General features: G+C 59.5%; 16 protein-coding genes. 10 read left to right on the forward strand and 6 right to left on the reverse strand.

Annotated elements, in window-relative coordinates:
- The first annotated feature begins 81 nt into the window (after positions 1-81).
- From ACN0VH_RS04200 to tpiA, 6 genes are all read left to right on the forward strand, one after another.
- Positions 82-972 carry an SPFH domain-containing protein gene (locus tag ACN0VH_RS04200; protein ID WP_278920895.1) on the forward strand — a complete coding sequence of 297 codons (891 nt, stop codon included), beginning with the start codon at positions 82-84 and terminating at the stop codon, positions 970-972.
- A complete protein-coding gene (locus ACN0VH_RS04205) occupies positions 972-1,259 on the forward strand; it encodes an NfeD family protein (RefSeq protein ID WP_417699613.1) in 288 nt (95 codons plus the stop codon). The genes ACN0VH_RS04200 and ACN0VH_RS04205 overlap by 1 nt, the downstream gene beginning before the upstream one ends.
- 404 nt (positions 1,260-1,663) lie before the next feature.
- Positions 1,664-2,026 (forward strand): SUF system Fe-S cluster assembly protein, encoded by a 363-nt coding sequence (locus ACN0VH_RS04210; protein ID WP_232400616.1) that lies wholly within the window; start codon positions 1,664-1,666, stop codon positions 2,024-2,026.
- Positions 2,027-2,133: 107 nt separating this feature from the next.
- Positions 2,134-3,375: a glycerophosphodiester phosphodiesterase family protein gene (locus ACN0VH_RS04215; protein ID WP_417699615.1), complete on the forward strand. Its 1,242-nt coding sequence runs from the start codon at positions 2,134-2,136 to the stop codon at positions 3,373-3,375.
- A gap of 138 nt (positions 3,376-3,513) precedes the next feature.
- Complete coding sequence (locus ACN0VH_RS04220) at positions 3,514-3,873, forward strand: HesB/IscA family protein (RefSeq protein WP_278920897.1); 360 nt, start codon at positions 3,514-3,516, stop codon at positions 3,871-3,873.
- A 118-nt stretch (positions 3,874-3,991) separates the two neighbouring features.
- On the forward strand, positions 3,992-4,741 hold the full coding sequence (tpiA, locus tag ACN0VH_RS04225) for a triose-phosphate isomerase (protein ID WP_417699618.1): 750 nt from the start codon (positions 3,992-3,994) through the stop codon (positions 4,739-4,741).
- Between the two features lie 186 nt (positions 4,742-4,927).
- Here tpiA and ACN0VH_RS04230 read toward each other — a convergent pair whose 3' ends face one another.
- From ACN0VH_RS04230 to ACN0VH_RS04250, 5 genes are all read right to left on the reverse strand, one after another.
- The gene (locus tag ACN0VH_RS04230; RefSeq protein WP_278920899.1) at positions 4,928-6,346 is read right to left on the reverse strand and encodes a TRAP transporter large permease; all 1,419 of its coding nucleotides are present in this window, start codon (positions 6,344-6,346) and stop codon (positions 4,928-4,930) included.
- Positions 6,346-7,026 carry a TRAP transporter small permease gene (locus ACN0VH_RS04235; protein WP_278920900.1) on the reverse strand — a complete coding sequence of 227 codons (681 nt, stop codon included), beginning with the start codon at positions 7,024-7,026 and terminating at the stop codon, positions 6,346-6,348. Before ACN0VH_RS04235 ends, ACN0VH_RS04230 begins: the two co-directional genes overlap by 1 nt.
- A 145-nt stretch (positions 7,027-7,171) precedes the next feature.
- Positions 7,172-8,173 carry a DctP family TRAP transporter solute-binding subunit gene (locus ACN0VH_RS04240; protein WP_278920901.1) on the reverse strand — a complete coding sequence of 334 codons (1,002 nt, stop codon included), beginning with the start codon at positions 8,171-8,173 and terminating at the stop codon, positions 7,172-7,174.
- 329 nt (positions 8,174-8,502) lie between these two features.
- Complete coding sequence (locus tag ACN0VH_RS04245) at positions 8,503-9,738, reverse strand: sigma-54-dependent transcriptional regulator (RefSeq protein WP_417699621.1); 1,236 nt, start codon at positions 9,736-9,738, stop codon at positions 8,503-8,505.
- The gene (locus ACN0VH_RS04250; protein ID WP_417699623.1) at positions 9,735-11,498 is read right to left on the reverse strand and encodes an ATP-binding protein; all 1,764 of its coding nucleotides are present in this window, start codon (positions 11,496-11,498) and stop codon (positions 9,735-9,737) included. The genes ACN0VH_RS04245 and ACN0VH_RS04250 overlap by 4 nt, the downstream gene beginning before the upstream one ends.
- 88 nt (positions 11,499-11,586) lie before the next feature.
- Between ACN0VH_RS04250 and ACN0VH_RS04255 the strand changes: the two genes are divergently transcribed.
- The gene (locus ACN0VH_RS04255) at positions 11,587-12,768 is read left to right on the forward strand and encodes a cytochrome P450 (RefSeq protein ID WP_417699625.1); all 1,182 of its coding nucleotides are present in this window, start codon (positions 11,587-11,589) and stop codon (positions 12,766-12,768) included.
- Between the two features lie 239 nt (positions 12,769-13,007).
- Here ACN0VH_RS04255 and ACN0VH_RS04260 read toward each other — a convergent pair whose 3' ends face one another.
- Positions 13,008-13,475: an Lrp/AsnC family transcriptional regulator gene (locus ACN0VH_RS04260; protein ID WP_232400602.1), complete on the reverse strand. Its 468-nt coding sequence runs from the start codon at positions 13,473-13,475 to the stop codon at positions 13,008-13,010.
- Between the two features lie 156 nt (positions 13,476-13,631).
- On the opposite strand from ACN0VH_RS04260, the gene cobA reads away from it, so the two are divergent.
- Genes cobA through ACN0VH_RS04275 form a run of 3 tightly spaced genes read left to right on the forward strand, consistent with a single transcriptional unit; the run spans position 13,632 to position 16,403 of the window.
- A complete protein-coding gene (gene cobA, locus ACN0VH_RS04265; protein WP_278920905.1) occupies positions 13,632-14,438 on the forward strand; it encodes a uroporphyrinogen-III C-methyltransferase in 807 nt (268 codons plus the stop codon).
- Complete coding sequence (locus ACN0VH_RS04270) at positions 14,438-14,746, forward strand: DUF2849 domain-containing protein (protein ID WP_278920906.1); 309 nt, start codon at positions 14,438-14,440, stop codon at positions 14,744-14,746. The genes cobA and ACN0VH_RS04270 overlap by 1 nt, the downstream gene beginning before the upstream one ends.
- The gene (locus tag ACN0VH_RS04275; RefSeq protein WP_417699627.1) at positions 14,739-16,403 is read left to right on the forward strand and encodes a nitrite/sulfite reductase; all 1,665 of its coding nucleotides are present in this window, start codon (positions 14,739-14,741) and stop codon (positions 16,401-16,403) included. Before ACN0VH_RS04270 ends, ACN0VH_RS04275 begins: the two co-directional genes overlap by 8 nt.
- Positions 16,404-16,406: the final 3 nt, after the last annotated feature.

The following is a 16,406-nucleotide window of genomic DNA, read 5'->3' on the forward strand; positions in this document are numbered from 1 at the left end:
CCCCCTGCCCGCAGCGCCTTGAAACGGCCTCTGGGTGGCTACATCTGTATACAATAGCACACATTACTTTAGGAGCCCCCGATGAATGAAGACATCCTCATTGGACTGATTTCCCAAAACGCCATATACCTGCTTGGCGCAATTTTCCTGATCATCATTATCTTCAAGGGGGTTCATATCGTCCCCCAATCCGAAAAATTTGTCGTCGAACGCTTTGGCCGCCTGCATTCGGTTCTGGGGCCTGGCATCAACTTTATCGTGCCGCTGCTGGACAGCGTCGCGCATCGCATTTCAGTGCTGGAACGCCAACTGCCCAATGCCGCCCAGGATGCCATCACCAAAGATAACGTTCTGGTGCAGATAGATACCTCTGTTTTCTACCGCATTCTTGAGCCCGAAAAAACCGTCTACCGGATCCGCGATGTGGATGGCGCCATTGCGACTACCGTTGCGGGCATTGTCCGCGCCGAGATCGGCAAGATGGACCTGGACGAGGTCCAATCCAACCGCGCCCAGCTGATTGGCCAGATTCAGGCTGCGGTTGAAGACGCTGTTGATGACTGGGGAATCCAGGTCACCCGCGCAGAAATCCTGGATGTGAACCTTGATCAGGCCACCCGCGACGCCATGCTGCAACAGCTGAATGCCGAACGCGCCCGCCGCGCCCAGGTTACCGAGGCCGAAGGCACTAAACGCGCCGTTGAACTGGCCGCCGAAGGGGAGCTTTACGCCGCTGAACAGATCGCCAAGGCCCGCCGCATTCAGGCCGACGCCGAGGCCTATGCCACAGAAGTTGTTGCCAAGGCGATCCAGGAAAACGGCCTCGAAGCCGCGCAATATCAGGTTGCCCTGAAACAGGTCGAAGCCCTGAATGCGCTTGGCAATGGCGCTGGCAAGCAGACCATCATTCTGCCCGCCCATGCACTCGAAGCCTTTGGCGACGCCTTCAAACTTCTGAAAGGTGGCAAATGATGGAGCTCGCAACCCCCTTCTGGGCGCTCTGGTGGGTCTGGTGCGCTGGCGCACTGATCCTGGCGATCCTCGAAGTGCTGGTCCCCGGTTTTGTCTTTCTGGGCTTTGCCCTGGGTGCCCTGGCCTGTGGCATATTGCTGGCAATCCTTGGTAGCGCCGGGCCAGGCCTGCCTGCCCTGTTGTTTCTGTTTGCCGGACTATCGCTGGTCTCCTGGCTGCTGATGCGTCGCTATTTTGCCCTTCCGTCTGGTCAGGTGAAGAACTTCGACCACGACATCAACGATTGACAACAAATCCGTCCCGCCCGGACACCGGACCAGCCTTTGACGATGTACCAAGCCTCAAGAAACGGAAAGGCCTGCGCATGAAGCCGCAGGCCTCTTCTTTGCTCAATCACTTTTCAACGCGAACTTGGCAGACTTGGCTGCCCCCCCCCCCAGTAGAGCCGACAAAAACACCCCGGCCCTAAATCGGGGTTAAATGGCGCATCTCATCAGCTCTGCTCTGCGCGACGGCATTCGCAACATATACAGTCACGACAGGGTGATGGCAGGGCAGTTTTTGTCGGCTCCAGACAGCATTCATGACGGTGCCACCGCCCGGTTCAAATTGTCGCCAGACCCGTACAGGCACTGGACCTTCCCCGCCTGGTTCCCTATATAAACAGTCGGATTAACAGTCAGGGACCGATATGACCAACGCTTCCGAACCGCTTGAAGGTACCCCCCTCATCGCACCGTCTTCCGTCGAACACCCGCTGTTTGATCAGATCGCGGATGCCTGCAAGTCAGTCTATGACCCTGAAATTCCAGTCAACATCTATGAACTGGGGCTGATCTACACCATCGACATCAATGCCGAGAACGAGGTCAAGATCATCATGACCCTCACCGCGCCGGGCTGCCCTGTTGCGGGTGAAATGCCCGGCTGGATTGTCGATGCGGTCTCGCCGGTGCCCGGGGTCAAGGATGTCGACGTGGAAATAACCTGGGAACCACCCTGGGGCATGGAAATGATGTCCGATGAAGCCCGGCTTGAGCTTGGCTTCATGTAGCGGCCTCGCGGCAGCAAAGAGATCATAAAAACGTCACAGGATCGCGGCAAAGGGGTTACCTTTCGTCGCGATTTTTCTTTTGTATTTCATTTCATTGGAGATCTCCTTTGCGCTACGCTCTTGCCCCTGCTCTCGCCCTGTCGCTGCCGCTTCTTGGCGTCTTTGCTCCGGTCACTGCCGCCACCCCGGAGGCAGACTCCGACGCTGGCCTCAGCTATGGCTCCCGCCCCGCCCATCTGATTGCGATGCTGCCCGAGGGTGATTTGAAAACAAAGTTGCAGTCCTGCGCGGCGCAGCCCCCGCGCCGCAGCGATTTTTCGATCGGACACCGGGGCGCCCCTTTGATGTTTCCCGAACATACCGTGCAATCCAACCAGGCCGCCGCGCGCATGGGGGCAGGTATTCTGGAATGCGATGTCACCTTCACCAAGGACCTGGAGCTGATCTGCCGCCACGCCCAAAACGATCTTCACACAACCACAAATATCCTGACCACCGATCTGGCCGAGACTTGCATCCAGCCCTTTACCCCTGCAACGCCAGACAGCCCCGCCAAGGCAGAGTGCCGCAGCAGCGATATCACCCTGGCACAGTTTCAAAGCCTCACCCCCAAGATGGACAGCTTTGACAAGACCGCCACCAGCGCCGCCGCCTCACAGGGCGGGGTCGCGCCCTGGCGCAGCACCCAATACGAGGATGGCGCCACCGCCATGACCCATGCGCAATCCATCGCGTTGTTCAAGTCTCTCGGGACAAAGTTCACTCCCGAACTCAAATCCCCTGTGGTCGAGATGCCCTTCAACGGCTTTACCCTGCAAGACTATGCCCAAAAACTGATCGACGACTACAAGGCGGCAGGTATCCCTGCAGCCGATGTCTGGCCTCAGAGTTTCAACCTCGAGGTGGTGAAATACTGGATAGACAATGAACCGGAGTTCGGCCGCCAGGCAGTCTATCTTGATGGGCGCAACCAGGGTAGCGCGCCGCTTGATCCCAACGCGCCCGACAGTTTTCAACCCTCGATGCAGGACCTGGCTGATATGGGCGTGAATTACATCGCGCCGCCGCTCTGGTTCCTGCTCACGATGAAAGATGGCAAGATGGTGCCATCGGCCTACGCCCTTGAAGCCAAGGCTGCCGGGCTGCACCTGATCACCTGGACCCTGGAACGCTCTGGCCCGCTGAACGATGGCGGCGGCTGGTACTTCCAGTCCGTGCAGCCTGCGGTGCAGAATGCCTCCAGCTACTACGAAGTTCTGGATGTGCTGGCACAGGACGTGAAAATCGACGGGATCTTCTCCGACTGGCCCGCAACCGTCACCTACTACGCCAACTGCATGGGGCTATAACCGCCTGCCGCGCACCAGATCATCGCGGGCCACACCCCCGGCCTCCCCCTTCCCTGTGGCCCGCGATTTCACGCCCCCCTCTTGAGCCTGCGCCCCAGCCGCCCTAGATAGGGTGTAACGCGCGTATTGGAGACACTCATGTTCGGCATTCCTGGCAAACAGGCTGTGACAATCACCCCAAAGGCTGCGGCCCAGATCAGCAAGCTGATGGCCAGTGGTGGCCATGCAGGCCTGCGCATTGGCGTCAAAAAGGGCGGCTGTGCCGGGATGGAATACACCATGGAATATGTCGATGACCCCGACAGCAACGACGAGGTGGTCGAACAGGATGGCGCTCGGGTGCTGATTGCCCCCATGGCACAGATGTTTCTCTTTGGCACTGAAATCGACTATGAGATCTCGCTGCTGGAAAGCGGCTTCAAATTCAACAACCCCAATGTCTCAGAGGCTTGCGGCTGTGGCGAATCCATCAGTTTCAAGGATGTGCCGAACCTCTGACCACCGCTTTGCTTGATATATGACAAGCGCGGCCAGCGGCGGCCTGCCCCTTTTGTCTGATTGCCCCGCACAGCTGCGGATGTTACCACGTGGCCAGAAACCATAAAAGGAACGGCACATGCGGCAAAAAATGGCAGTGGGCAACTGGAAAATGAACGGAACAGGCGCGGCTTTGGCCGAGCTTCAGGCCCTGGCAGCGGCACAGGGTGCAGCACGCGCCGAGATACTGATCTGCCCAGCCGCCACCCTGCTGTCGCGCGCCGCAGATGTGGTTAAAGACAGCTCAATTGCAATTGGTGGCCAAAACTGCCACGCCGCAACCGCTGGCGCGCATACCGGGGACATTTCGGCAGAGATGCTCAAGGACGCCGGCGCCAGCGCGGTGATCCTGGGCCATTCGGAACGCCGCGCCGACCATGCAGAAAGCAGCGAAGAAGTGGGCGCCAAGGTCTGCGCCGCTTGGGAGGCTGGCCTCATGACCGTGATCTGCGTCGGCGAAACCCTGACAGAGCGCGAAGCAGGCGATACATTGAATGTCGTGGCGGCCCAACTCAAGGCCTCTCTGCCTGATGGGGCCACCGGTGAAAACACGGTCCTTGCCTATGAACCTGTCTGGTCCATTGGTACCGGCAAGGTGCCAAGCCTGGCGCAGATCGCCAAGGTGCATAACTTCATCCGCGCAGAGCTCACCACCCGCTTCGGCGCTGAAATGGCAGAGTCCACCCGGCTGCTCTACGGTGGCTCGGTCAAGCCCGGCAATGCCGCGCAAATCTTTGCCGTCTCCAATGTTGACGGTGCTCTGGTCGGCGGTGCCAGCCTCACGGCAGAGGAATTTATCCCGATCATTTCCGCCCTCGACGCCAGCTGACCCCCGCGCATCCTGGTGCCTCGTCAGAACGGCTTCATCTTACCGAAAAAACCTCGGGGTGAATTGGCCAGAGGCCAAGAGGGGCAGCGCCCCTAGCTGACATATCTATCCCGCAATGACAAAACGCCCCGGTAAAACCGGGGCGTTTCCTATTTATCGCATCCTCAGGGATCGCTCCCAGGCGGGCTAGTTGGTTATGATCTCAGGCCCCATCAGCGCATTGGGGATCATCGTGCTGAGCCATGGAATATAGGTCACCATAATCAGGAACACGAAGAGCACGGCAAGGAAGGGCAAAGCCGCCCGCACCACCGCCATCATCGGCATGCCCGCAACCCCGGAGGTCACAAAGAGGTTGAGCCCAACCGGCGGGGTGATCATGCCGATCTCCATATTGACCACCATGATGATGCCGAGGTGGATCGGGTCAATGCCCAACTCGATTGCAATCGGAAACACCAGTGGCGCCACGATCACCAACAGCCCCGACGGCTCCATGAACTGGCCACCGATCAGCAGGATCACATTGACCACCACCAGGAACATCACCGGGCCGAAACCGGCCGACAGCATCGCGTTGGCGATATGCTGTGGCACCTGCTCATCCGTCAGAACATGCTTCAGGATCAGCGCATTGGCGATCACGAACATCAGCGTCACGGTCAGCTTGCCCGCATCAAACAGCGCTTTTTTGGTGTCTCGGTGCACCCAAACCGATAGCAATGCCGTCGGTGCCTGCAACACAGAACGCCGCTTGCGTCCTTCGGTTTCTGCCAATGGTCCCATGTCGCGATAGACAAAGCAGGCCACAAAGAACGCATAGACAGAGGCCACAGCCGCCGCCTCGGTGGGCGTAAAGATGGCCGCTTCCTTGTACAGCCCCAGTTCCGCCGAATACCAGGGATAGCCATAGATACCGACCATGATGATCACGATCAGGAACAGGCCCCAGAAGGCCTCGCGGAAAGAGGCACCAACCTCGCCCCAACCGGCCCACTGCCCCTTGGGCATATTCTTGATCCGGGCGATCACATAGATCGTCACCATCAGCATCAAACCAGCCAAAAGCCCCGGAATGATCCCCGCCAGGAACATCCGACCAACCGAAACATCAACCGAGGCCGCATAGACCACCATGACGATCGACGGCGGGATCAAAATGCCCAACGTGCCGGCATTACAGATGACCCCAGCGGCGAATTCCTTGGTATACCCGGCCTGGCGCATGGCTGCGATAACGATAGAGCCAATGGCCACAACGGTTGCAGGCGAGGATCCCGACAGGGCGGCAAACATCATACAGGCAAAGACGCCCGCAATGGCCAGCCCCCCCTGAAAGTGGCCAACACAGGCGATCGAAAACCGAATGATCCGCTGCGCCACGCCGCCAGTGGACATAAAGGTTGAAGCCAGGATGAAAAACGGAATGGCCAGAAGGGTGAAATGTCCCTCAAAGGCTTCAAACAGGGTGCCGGCGACGCTTGCCAGCGAACTGTCCGAATAGATCAGCAGAAACAGAACAGAGCTAAGCCCCAGCGAGATCGCAATCGGCACACCGATCAGCATCAGGCCAATGACCATGGCAAACAGGAAAATCACGTCCATTAAATTTCTCCCTCGGTCGCGCGGGCCCGGGCTTCGTCCAGCTCATCTTCGACCTCATGGCTGGCAACCAGCCGGTCTGCCTCACCGCGCCACACCTGCCGCGCCGCCTGAGCAAACCGCAAGACAAGCAACAGCATCGACAGCGGCAGCACCACATAGGGCACCGCCTTTGGCAGCTTCTCATAGGAATCGCCGTAGTTGATCAGCTCTTCCAGAAAACGGAAGACCCCGACCATCGGTACATCCTGCACCTCATAAAAACTCTGCGAGCGCGCGCTGAAATCAAACCCGGTAGGGAACCACCGTCCCGAGGTCGGCGGCAGATCAGCAAAAACTGCCCAGTAGTCATAGGCCCCCTTGAGCAGCAACAGCGAAAACACCAGACAGCAGCCAGAAGCAATCAGCCCCACGACCCTGCGCGCGCCTGGGTTTAGAATATTGACGATGGCATCCACGCCCAGATGTGCGTGGGTCTTCACGGCATAGGCCGCGCCCAGAAGCACCAACCAGGCAAAAAGGAATACCGTCACCTCCAGAGCCCACAGAATATTGGAATTAAAGACGAAACGCGCGATCACATTGGAAAATGTAATGGCGGTCATCAGCCCTAGAAGCAGCGCAATCAGCGTTTCTTCCAGGGTGTTGATAAACCCAGACGGGCCGGTTCTTGCCCCCGACATATTGGTCACCCCGATGATTTTGAGAAAAGAGTAAACGCAGACTGCGGATCCATACCCAGCCTGAACTCCGGGGCGCCCAGATCATCTGGATCGGCGCCCCGGAGGCGCCCGCTCACAAAGAGACGGGCGCCTGTTTCAGATCCAATCAGTGATTGGCGTTGATCGCCTGTGCCGCGTCGATCTTGTCCTGGCCAACGTCGCCCGCGAACTGCTGCCAGACCGGCATCATGGTTTCGACCCAGGCCTGACGCTGGTCGGCATCCAGGCTGCGCACGACACCACCGGCGGCGATAATGGCCTCTTTGGCCTCTTGGTTCACCTGCGCCGATTCCGCGTTGCGGGTTGCGGTAACTTCACCAAGAATAGTTAGGAACTGTTCCCGCACGGCAGGCTCCAGGCTTTCCAGCCAATCCACATTGGTCACCACCAGATAGTCGATGATACCGTGGTTGGTTTCCGTCACCCCGTCCTGCACTTCAAAGAACTTCTTGCCATAGATGTTGGACCAAGTGTTTTCCTGTCCGTCCACAACACCCTGTTGCAACGCGCCGTACACCTCAGAGAAGGCCATTTTCTGCGGGCTGCCGCCGATGGCTTCCATCTGGGCGACCAGAACATCCGAAGACTGCACCCGGAATTTCAGGCCATTGGCATCCGTAGGTGCCACCAGCGGCTTGTTGGCGGACATCTGCTTCATGCCGTTGTGCCAATAGGCCAGCCCCTGCAGGCCGCGACGCTGCATGCTATCCAGCAGGGCCTGCCCGTTTTCCGAGGCCTGGAATTCATCAACCGCGTCGATGTTCTTGAACATGAACGGCAGATCAAACAGACGGAATTCTTTGGTGAACTTTTCAAACTTGGACAGCGAAGGCGCGGCCAGCTGCACATCGCCCTGCAACATGGCTTCCAGCACCTTGTTGTCATTGTACAGGGTCGAGTTGGGGTAGACCTCCAGGCACATGGTGCCATTCATCTCGTCGTTGATCCGCTGTTCCAGCAACGACGCCGCAATCCCCTTGGGGTGCTTATCCGTGTTAGTGACATGGCTGAACTTGACGACGATCTCACCTTCGTCACAGGCCGCCTGTGCGGCACCAGCGGATACGGTCAGCGCCATCGCGGTGGCAGCAGCAGTTACATATTTCATTTCAATCCTCCCAGAATTGGTGATGTCCCCACCTGCGGCGGGGCCTCCGCCATAGAATTGCCAGTTGTGCGGGGCCACTCAAGATTTGTTTCAAATTTGGGCGGATTTCAAATTTATGCATTCTTCCGTAGTGACTTACATCGACATCAACTCCCCCAAGATATCCCACAGCTGGAGTGTTGTGCGAAATTTCGCACAGGGTTTCCGGGGTGTTGTGCGAAAATCCGCACAGAGTTCGACAATTTGGCAGCCGCCTATGCGCAAGGAATCGCCGAACAGATACCCCCGCCTGATCGCACTGCACAGGGCCGCTAGGCCAGCAACAGCCGTTAGGGCCGCCGGTAGTCTTCCGGCCGGATACCGTAGCGGGCCAACTTATCATAAAAGGTTTTACGCGGCAGTTTCAACGCCTCGGCTGCGGCGGCGGCCCGGCCATTCTGTCGTCCCAGGGCGGCAATCAACAAAGAGCGTTCCACCTGGGCCATCTGTTCCGCCAGGCCAAGATCGGTTGCCGCGCTCACCTCATCTGGCATGCCCAGCACAAAGCGCATGGCCGCCGACATCAAGGATCGCGCATTGCCCGGCCAATCCTGCGCCATCAGCCCGGCGAGATGCTCTTGGCTGATTTCCGGCGACTCTATTCCCGCCTGTTCAGCAGCCTGGGCCACATAAAGACGGAACAGAACAGGGATGTCACCGGGGCGTTCCGCCAGCGAAGGAATGCGCACCCGCATCCCTTCAAGGCGGTAATACAGATCGGCACCAAAGCTGCCCGCCGCCACCAGAGCAGCCAGATCGGCGGTACTGCCGACAATAAGACGCGGCCCATCCCCCTGTTCGATCCGCTCCAACACAGCATATTGCAGCGCCTCGGACAGTGCCGAGATTTCATCCAAAAACAGCGAGCCACCTGCCGCCTGCTGACAAAGTTCAGCCAGATCCGCGACGCTAAGCCCGGCAGAGGGGGATTTGACAAAGGGCGCCTGGGCACGCGGCGACATCAGGTGAATGACCTCTGCCACCTTGGGAACGCCGCTGCCCGCCGGACCGGACACCAGGACTTCGGCCAGGGTTGGCGCCACACTGCGCACCCGCGCGCGCAAGGCATCCGACTGCGGCGAGGTCCCAAATAACATGCGCGCCGCCGGGTCGCCCTCTTCCAGCTTCTGCTTGAAACTGCGGTTTTCCAACACCAGACGGCGGGTCTTGAGCGCCCGCTGCAGCGCGGCAAGCAGATCCGCCGTCACGCAGGGCTTTTCCAGAAACCCAAAGGCCCCCTGCGACATCGCCTGGACTGCCATGGGAATATCCCCCTCGCCAGTCAGCAGGATCACCGGCAGGTCCTCATCAGCGCTGCGCACATAGTCAAGCAGGTAGAACCCATCCCGCCCCGGCATGCGGATATCCGACAGGACCACCCCGTCAAATTCAGCGGTAATCAGATCCTTGGCCGCCACAAAAGAGCCTGCCGTGATGGGCACCAGGTCGTTGAGCTCAAGTGTCTGCGCCAGAGCTTCGCGCAGCGCCGCATCATCATCTACCACAAGAACCTTGCGGGTTGTCATGTCGCGCCACCGTCATTCCAGCGCTCCAACTCTACGGTAAAGACCGCGCCGCGTTCCATGTTCTTGCCATGAATATTGCCACCAAAACTCTGCACCAACCCGTAGGAAATCGACAGCCCCAGCCCCATGCCTTCAGAACTGCTGACCACCTTGGTAGAGTAGAACGGATCAAACATCTTCTCTGGCTCCTTGATGCCAGGACCAATGTCGCGCACCGCCACCGAGAGCCGATCGCCAGCCTCTAGGGTGATGCCGATGGACCGCGTCTTCTGATCCAGCATGGCATCAGCTGAATTATTGATAAGATTAACAAAAACCTGAGTAAGCCGGACTTCTCCGCCCCAGACATAGATCGGCTCACTGCCGTCAGGCGGCTGCCAGCTCAGCGCCACCTCATCCGTCTCCAGACGCGAGGCGGTCAGCTCTACTGCGGTATTGATCACCTGCACCAGATCCACCCGCGCCATGGGCTCGTTCTCATTGCGCGAAAAGGCCCGCAGGTTTTTGATGATGCGGGCCATGCGCGCCGACATTCCAGCAATCCGCGTCAGGTTTTCACCGACCCGATCCACCTGACCGCGCCGCAAAAAGGCATCGCCGTTTTCGGCATATTGCTGGATCGCCATCAAGGGCTGGTTCAGCTCGTGGCTGATCCCGGCAGACATCTGCCCCAGGGCCGACAGCTTGCCCGCCTGCACCAGTTCCTCTTGCGCCTTCTTCAGGGCCGCCTCGGCATCCTCGCGCTCGCTCACTTCGCGGCGCAACTGGCTGTTGGTCGCCTGCAGGGCACGGGTGCGGGTCTCGACCCGGCTTTCCAGTACCGCATTGGCCTCGGCCAGGGTGCGACGACGTTCCAGTGCCAGAAAGAGGAAGGTGCCAAAGGCCAGGCACAGCGCCGCCAAGGCCAAAGCCTGTAGTGTCGCCAGCCGCCAGGCCGACGCAACATCAACCAGGATTTGCCCGGTCAAGCCAATCACCGGCAAAACCACCGTTAAATGCAGCGCGCGCCGGGGCAGATAGGGTCGTTCAGACAGGTGCCAGATTTCATGTTCACCAGTCCTGGATACCCTATAGGACAAAGAGCTGCCGTCGCGCAGCACGCCACCAGTTTCCCCCGTACCTGCCGCACCCCAAGCAGACCCGGTCTGTTGCCAAAACAGCAACTCTGGCCGGTTGGAAATAAAGACCTCGCCTGTTGCCTTGGTGAAAAAGACAGTCGGCAAAGAACCACGCCAGGTCTGTTCGACATCTTCGACATCAGCCACGACCACCAGCACCCCAGAAATACCGCCATCAGGCGAGAAATTCGGCGCGGCGTAAAAATAGGCGCGCTGGCCATTGTCCGCCAATACGGCCGCCCCGGTGCCCAACGCCCCCTGCAAGGCGCGGCGGAAATAGCCCTCAGCCGCGATGTCTTCGCCAAGCACACCTGCGGCAGAGGCAAGCACCCGACCATCGGCATCAGCATAAAGCACATCCAAAGCCGCAGTCTTATCTGCCACCCCGCGTAGCAGGTGCTGCGCCGCGCCGCGCCGCGCAGGGCCATCCAACTGTTCAAGCGCAGGATGATCCGCCATCAATACCGCAAGCTCTTGATATATCTGCAATTGTGTACTGACGCGATCAGAGGCCAGCGCCAGATCAGCAACGCTGCGCTCGGCCAGGGAATCCAACGCTTGCCGGTAGCCGTAGACCCATGTTGCCCCACCAATTGCGATTACCGCCAGAGCGAACCCCAGCAACACTGCCCATCTGTGCATTCCTGTACCAGCTTTCTTGCGCTTGTGTTTTTTCCCAGTCTAACAAGACTGGGCTTGCAAAGGCCAGTCATCGCGGCAAAGTCAGCCCATGCAAACAGTCATCCAGTCCCCGACCGACCCCGCCTTTGTGCAAGACCCCTATCGCTTTTACCAAAACTGCCGCAGCCTTGGCGGTTTGTGCTACTGGCAGGACTATGACATGCCAGCCGCCTTTCGCCGCGCCGCAGTGCATGCCATCCTGCGCGATCGCAGATTTGGCCGCGAAGTACCACCAGGTATTGCCACTGCAACTCCAGCGCATCTTGCGCCCTTTCTCGCGGTCGAAGCTCATTCGATGCTAGAGGCAGAGCCCCCCCGCCATACCCGCCTGCGCCGACTGGTGATGCGGGCCTTCACCTCGCGCGAGATCAAGGCGCAGCAAGCCGATCTTACGGCGCTGTGCCACAGCTTGATTGATGCCTTTCCCGCCGAACCCTTTGATCTGCTTCCAGCCTATTGCACCCAGGTTCCGGTCATCACCATCTGCCGTCTACTTGGTGTGCCCTGCGAAATGGCACCGCAACTCTTGGACTGGTCCCATGCGATGGTCACCATGTATCAGGCCAGCAAGACTCATGCCGATGAACTGGCCGCCGCCACGGCGGCGCAGGACTTTAGCGATTTCCTTTCAGGCTACATCGACAAACGCCGCTCCGATCCGCAGGATGATCTGATCACCCGCCTGATCCTGGCCGAAGAAGAAGGCGACAGCCTCAGCACGGATGAGTTGATCGGCACCTGCATTCTCTTGCTGAACGCTGGGCACGAGGCCACGGTACACGCCTTGGGCAATGGGGTGAAAACGCTACTGCAACAGGGCTGGGATCCCGCTTGGCTGGCACCGGAAGGCATCGAAAACCTCGTCGAAGAAATCCTGCGCTTTGATCCGCCGCTGCATATGTTCACCCGCTACGCCTACGAAGAGATCGAGGTCATGGGCCATACATTCCAGCCTGGCGATCAGGTCGCCCTGCTGCTGGCTGCGGCCAATCGCGACCCTGCCGCCGAAGACGAACCGGAGCGTTTTGATCCAACCCGCCCGGCCCGCACCAATGCGGCCTTTGGTGGCGGTCTGCATTTCTGCGTTGGCGCGCCGCTGGCACGACTGGAAATGCAGGTCGCCCTGCCGATCCTGTTTGAGCGCTGCCCGCAACTGAAACTCGCCGCCGCACCACGCTATAGCAACAGCTACCATTTCCACGGGCTGACAGGGCTGCAGGTCACAGGCTGACCTGCGGGTCAAGGAGGGCCAAAGGCCCCCCTGCATCGCAGGGCTTGTCCTTTACGCGCCAAACCCAGTCAGACTTGTTCAGGCGTCTTTGGGGCAGACCTGCCGCCAAAGCGCTTCTCAGCAGGTCTGTTGCACAAACCTAGCCCCCGGAGCCCCACCTACGATCTGCCGTCACGCCTCATCTGTCAGATCAAGGCGCGCGGTAGCGCTCCTTTGTCCTACGCCTTTTGCGATATGCCTCAGCCCTCCAACGGCAGCATGGTGGTGGATTTGATCTCTTCCATCGACAAGAGCGCGGTAACATTATGCACCCGCACCTCTGAAATCAGCGCCTGGTAAAACTTGTCATAAGCCCGCGCGTTCTGCACCCGCACCTTCAGGATATAATCGATATCCCCGGCCAGCCGATGCGCCTCTTGCACTTCGGGGCGGTCGTGCAGCGCCTTCAGAAACGACTGCTGCCACTCGGCCTCATGCTCCGAGGTACGGATCAGCACAAAGAAACAGGCCTCAAAACCCAGAGCCTCAGCATCAAGCACCACGGTCTGCTGGCCAATGACCCCGGCCTCGCGCAGTTTTCGGATCCGATTCCACACTGGCGTCTTGGAACTGCCCACCTGACGGGCGATTTCATCCAAGGATTGCCCCGCATCCCGCTGGAGCTCTGCCAGAATTTTCCGGTCCGTCGCATCGATCCGCACTGTCATTCTCAAATTCCCCCTGTTTCAGGACCATTCTATCCGGGTATGGCGGCAGATAGAACAAACAACCTTATTTGGTTCTACATATAGCGCAATGGCGGGAATATTTCCTATATCTAACAGCAAGTCAAACAACAGAAAGCCGCCGCCATGACCGGTCCCATGACACAGAACACCACAGTCCCCGCGCCCAGCCGCAGCGGTATGTGCTGCCTTGTCAGCGGCGATGTGGCCTTTGCAGGCTCTGGCCCGGGCGATCCGGACCTGTTGACGCTAAAGGTCGCCAAGGCGCTGCAAGAGGCCGATGTGGTCCTGTATGATCGCCTGGTCAGCGCCGAGATTCTCGCGCTCGCCGGGGCGCAGTCCCAGTTGGAAGACGTCGGCAAAGAGGGCTTCGGCCCTTCCATGAGCCAACAAGAGATCTGCGCCCGGATGGTGGCCCATGCCCAGGCCGGCAAAAAGGTGCTGCGCCTGAAATCCGGTGACCCAACCGTCTTTGGTCGCCTGGATGAGGAACTGACCGCCTGTGAAGAGGCTGGCATCGCCTATCAGATCATGCCCGGCATCACCGCCGCATCCGCAGCGGTGGCTGGCATAGGTCAGAGCCTGACCCAGCGCGGGCGCAATTCTTCGGTGCGCTTTCTCACCGGGCATGACATGCGCGGCTTCGCCGATCAGGACTGGGCCGCTCTGGCCCGCCCCGGCGAGGTTGCCGCGATCTACATGGGCAAGAAATCCGCCCGCTTTGTGCAGGGCCGCCTGATCATGCACGGCGCCAGCCGGGCAACGCCGGTGACCCTGGTCGAAAATGCCTCACGCCGCAATCAGCGGGTGCTGGAAACCACACTGGATCGCCTGCCAACGGATCTTGCTGCTGCGGGTTTTGACGGCCCCGCCCTCACCTTTCTGGGGCTTGCCCCGCGCCACAGCGCGGCTGCCCTCACCGCATTGAACATGGAGCTTGCATAATGGCCCGCCCCTTCACCCCCAAAGTCATCACCGCCAACGATCTGCTGGAAGGCGATGTCATCTACTTCATGGCAGACAACAGCTGGACCCGTGATCTGGCCCAGGCCGAACTGATCGAAGACGAAGCCGAGGCGCAGCTGCGCCTGCTGGAGGCGGAAAAACAGAACATCCGTATCGTTGGCGCCTATCTGGCCGATGCCAAGGCCGGCCCCAACGGTCCAGAACCGGTGCATTTCCGCGAAGATTTCCGCCGCAAAGGCCCATCCAACTACAGCCACGGCAAACAGGAGGCCGAAGCCCATGTATAAGTACAACGCCTTTGACGCCGCCTTTCTGGCAGAGCGCAACGCCCAGTTCCGTGCCCAGGTCGAACGCCGCATTGACGGCTCTCTCACCGAGGATGAGTTCAAACCACTGCGGCTGATGAACGGTGTTTACCTGCAGCTGCACGCCTATATGCTGCGGGTGGCGATCCCCTATGGCACGCTCAATTCCGCCCAGATGCGCGCCTTGGCGCTGCTGGCCGAAAAGTGGGACAAGGGCTATGGCCACTTCACCACCCGCCAGAACATCCAGTACAACTGGCCCAAGCTGAACGACATCCCCGATATGCTGGATGCCCTGGGGGAGGTTGGCCTGCACGCAATCCAGACCTCTGGCAACACCATCCGCAACACCACCGCCGACCACTTTGCCGGCGCGGCCGCGGATGAGCTGACAGACCCGCGCCCCTATGCAGAGCTGATCCGGCAGTGGTCGACAGATCACCCAGAATTCCAGTTCCTGGGGCGCAAATTCAAGATTGGCATCACCGGCAGCCCCAATGACCGCGCCGTGGTCAAGGCGCATGACGTCGGTCTGCGCATGGTGGAACAGAATGGCGAAATCGGCTTTGAAGTCATTGTCGGAGGTGGCCTGGGCCGTACGCCTATGGTCGGCAAGGTCATTCGCGACTTCCTGCCCCAGGCCGATCTGCTGCCTTACCTCGAGGCCGTGCTAAGCGTCTACAACGTGCTGGGACGGCGCGACAACAAGTACAAGGCCCGCATCAAGATCACCGTGCAGGAAAACGGCATCGAAAAGATCCGCGATCTGGTCGAGGCCCGCTTTACCGAGCGTCAGCGCGAATTTGATGGCACTGATCAGGCGCTTCTGGCCGAGATCAAGACCCATTTCACCCCGCCCGCCCTGCGCACTGGCAGCACCGATGCCTATCAGGCTGCCTATGACGCCGACCCGGTGTTCCGGGCCTGGGCTGATACCAACCTGGCCGAACATCGCGACAGCGCCCATGCCATCGTCACCGTCTCGATCAAAGCACATGGCGCCACCCCGGGCGATGCCAGCGCCGAGCAGATGCGCACCATGGCCGATCTTGCCGAAGAGTTGGGCTATGACGAGCTGCGCATCAGCCACCAGCAGAACGTTATCCTGCCACATGTGCATAAATCCGACCTGCCTGCGCTACACGCGCGTCTGAAAGAACAGGGGCTGGCAACTGCCAATATCGGCCTGATTTCCGACATTATCGCTTGCCCCGGCATGGACTACTGCGCCCTGGCAACAGCGCGGTCGATCCCGGTGGCACAGGAAATCGCCAGCCGCTTTGACGATCTGAAGCTGGAGCACGACATCGGCCATCTTCAGATCAAGATTTCCGGTTGCATCAATGCCTGTGGCCACCACCACGTGGCCCATATCGGCATTCTTGGGCTGGATCGCGCCGGGGTGGAAAACTACCAGATCACCCTGGGCGGCGACGCCACTGAAACCGCCGCAATCGGCAAACGCACCGGACCGGGCTTTGCCTATGATGAAATCGTGCCTGCGGTGGAACGGCTGATCGAGGCCTATCTCACCCTGCGCAGCGACGCAGAGGAAACCTTCCTGGAAACCTATCGTCGTCTCGGCATGGAGCCCTTCAAGACCGCGCTCTATCCTGAGGCCCAGAAAAAGGTGGCATAGCCC

The sequence above is a fragment of the Pseudophaeobacter sp. genome (genome assembly GCF_048267565.1).
GTDB lineage: Bacteria > Pseudomonadota > Alphaproteobacteria > Rhodobacterales > Rhodobacteraceae > Pseudophaeobacter > Pseudophaeobacter profundi.

Coding starts and splice junctions, on each gene's coding strand:
- ACN0VH_RS04250 (WP_417699623.1), bottom strand. CDS start 11,498: ATGCACAGATGGGCAGTGTTGCTGGGGTTCGCTCTGGCGGTAATCGCA.
- ACN0VH_RS04260 (WP_232400602.1), bottom strand. CDS start 13,475: ATGACAGTGCGGATCGATGCGACGGACCGGAAAATTCTGGCAGAGCTC.
- ACN0VH_RS04255 (WP_417699625.1), top strand. CDS start 11,587: ATGCAAACAGTCATCCAGTCCCCGACCGACCCCGCCTTTGTGCAAGAC.
- ACN0VH_RS04235 (WP_278920900.1), bottom strand. CDS start 7,026: ATGTCGGGGGCAAGAACCGGCCCGTCTGGGTTTATCAACACCCTGGAA.
- cobA (WP_278920905.1), top strand. CDS start 13,632: ATGACACAGAACACCACAGTCCCCGCGCCCAGCCGCAGCGGTATGTGC.
- ACN0VH_RS04270 (WP_278920906.1), top strand. CDS start 14,438: ATGGCCCGCCCCTTCACCCCCAAAGTCATCACCGCCAACGATCTGCTG.
- ACN0VH_RS04205 (WP_417699613.1), top strand. CDS start 972: ATGGAGCTCGCAACCCCCTTCTGGGCGCTCTGGTGGGTCTGGTGCGCT.
- ACN0VH_RS04220 (WP_278920897.1), top strand. CDS start 3,514: ATGTTCGGCATTCCTGGCAAACAGGCTGTGACAATCACCCCAAAGGCT.
- ACN0VH_RS04230 (WP_278920899.1), bottom strand. CDS start 6,346: ATGGACGTGATTTTCCTGTTTGCCATGGTCATTGGCCTGATGCTGATC.
- ACN0VH_RS04200 (WP_278920895.1), top strand. CDS start 82: ATGAATGAAGACATCCTCATTGGACTGATTTCCCAAAACGCCATATAC.
- ACN0VH_RS04210 (WP_232400616.1), top strand. CDS start 1,664: ATGACCAACGCTTCCGAACCGCTTGAAGGTACCCCCCTCATCGCACCG.
- ACN0VH_RS04240 (WP_278920901.1), bottom strand. CDS start 8,173: ATGAAATATGTAACTGCTGCTGCCACCGCGATGGCGCTGACCGTATCC.
- ACN0VH_RS04245 (WP_417699621.1), bottom strand. CDS start 9,738: ATGACAACCCGCAAGGTTCTTGTGGTAGATGATGATGCGGCGCTGCGC.
- tpiA (WP_417699618.1), top strand. CDS start 3,992: ATGCGGCAAAAAATGGCAGTGGGCAACTGGAAAATGAACGGAACAGGC.
- ACN0VH_RS04275 (WP_417699627.1), top strand. CDS start 14,739: ATGTATAAGTACAACGCCTTTGACGCCGCCTTTCTGGCAGAGCGCAAC.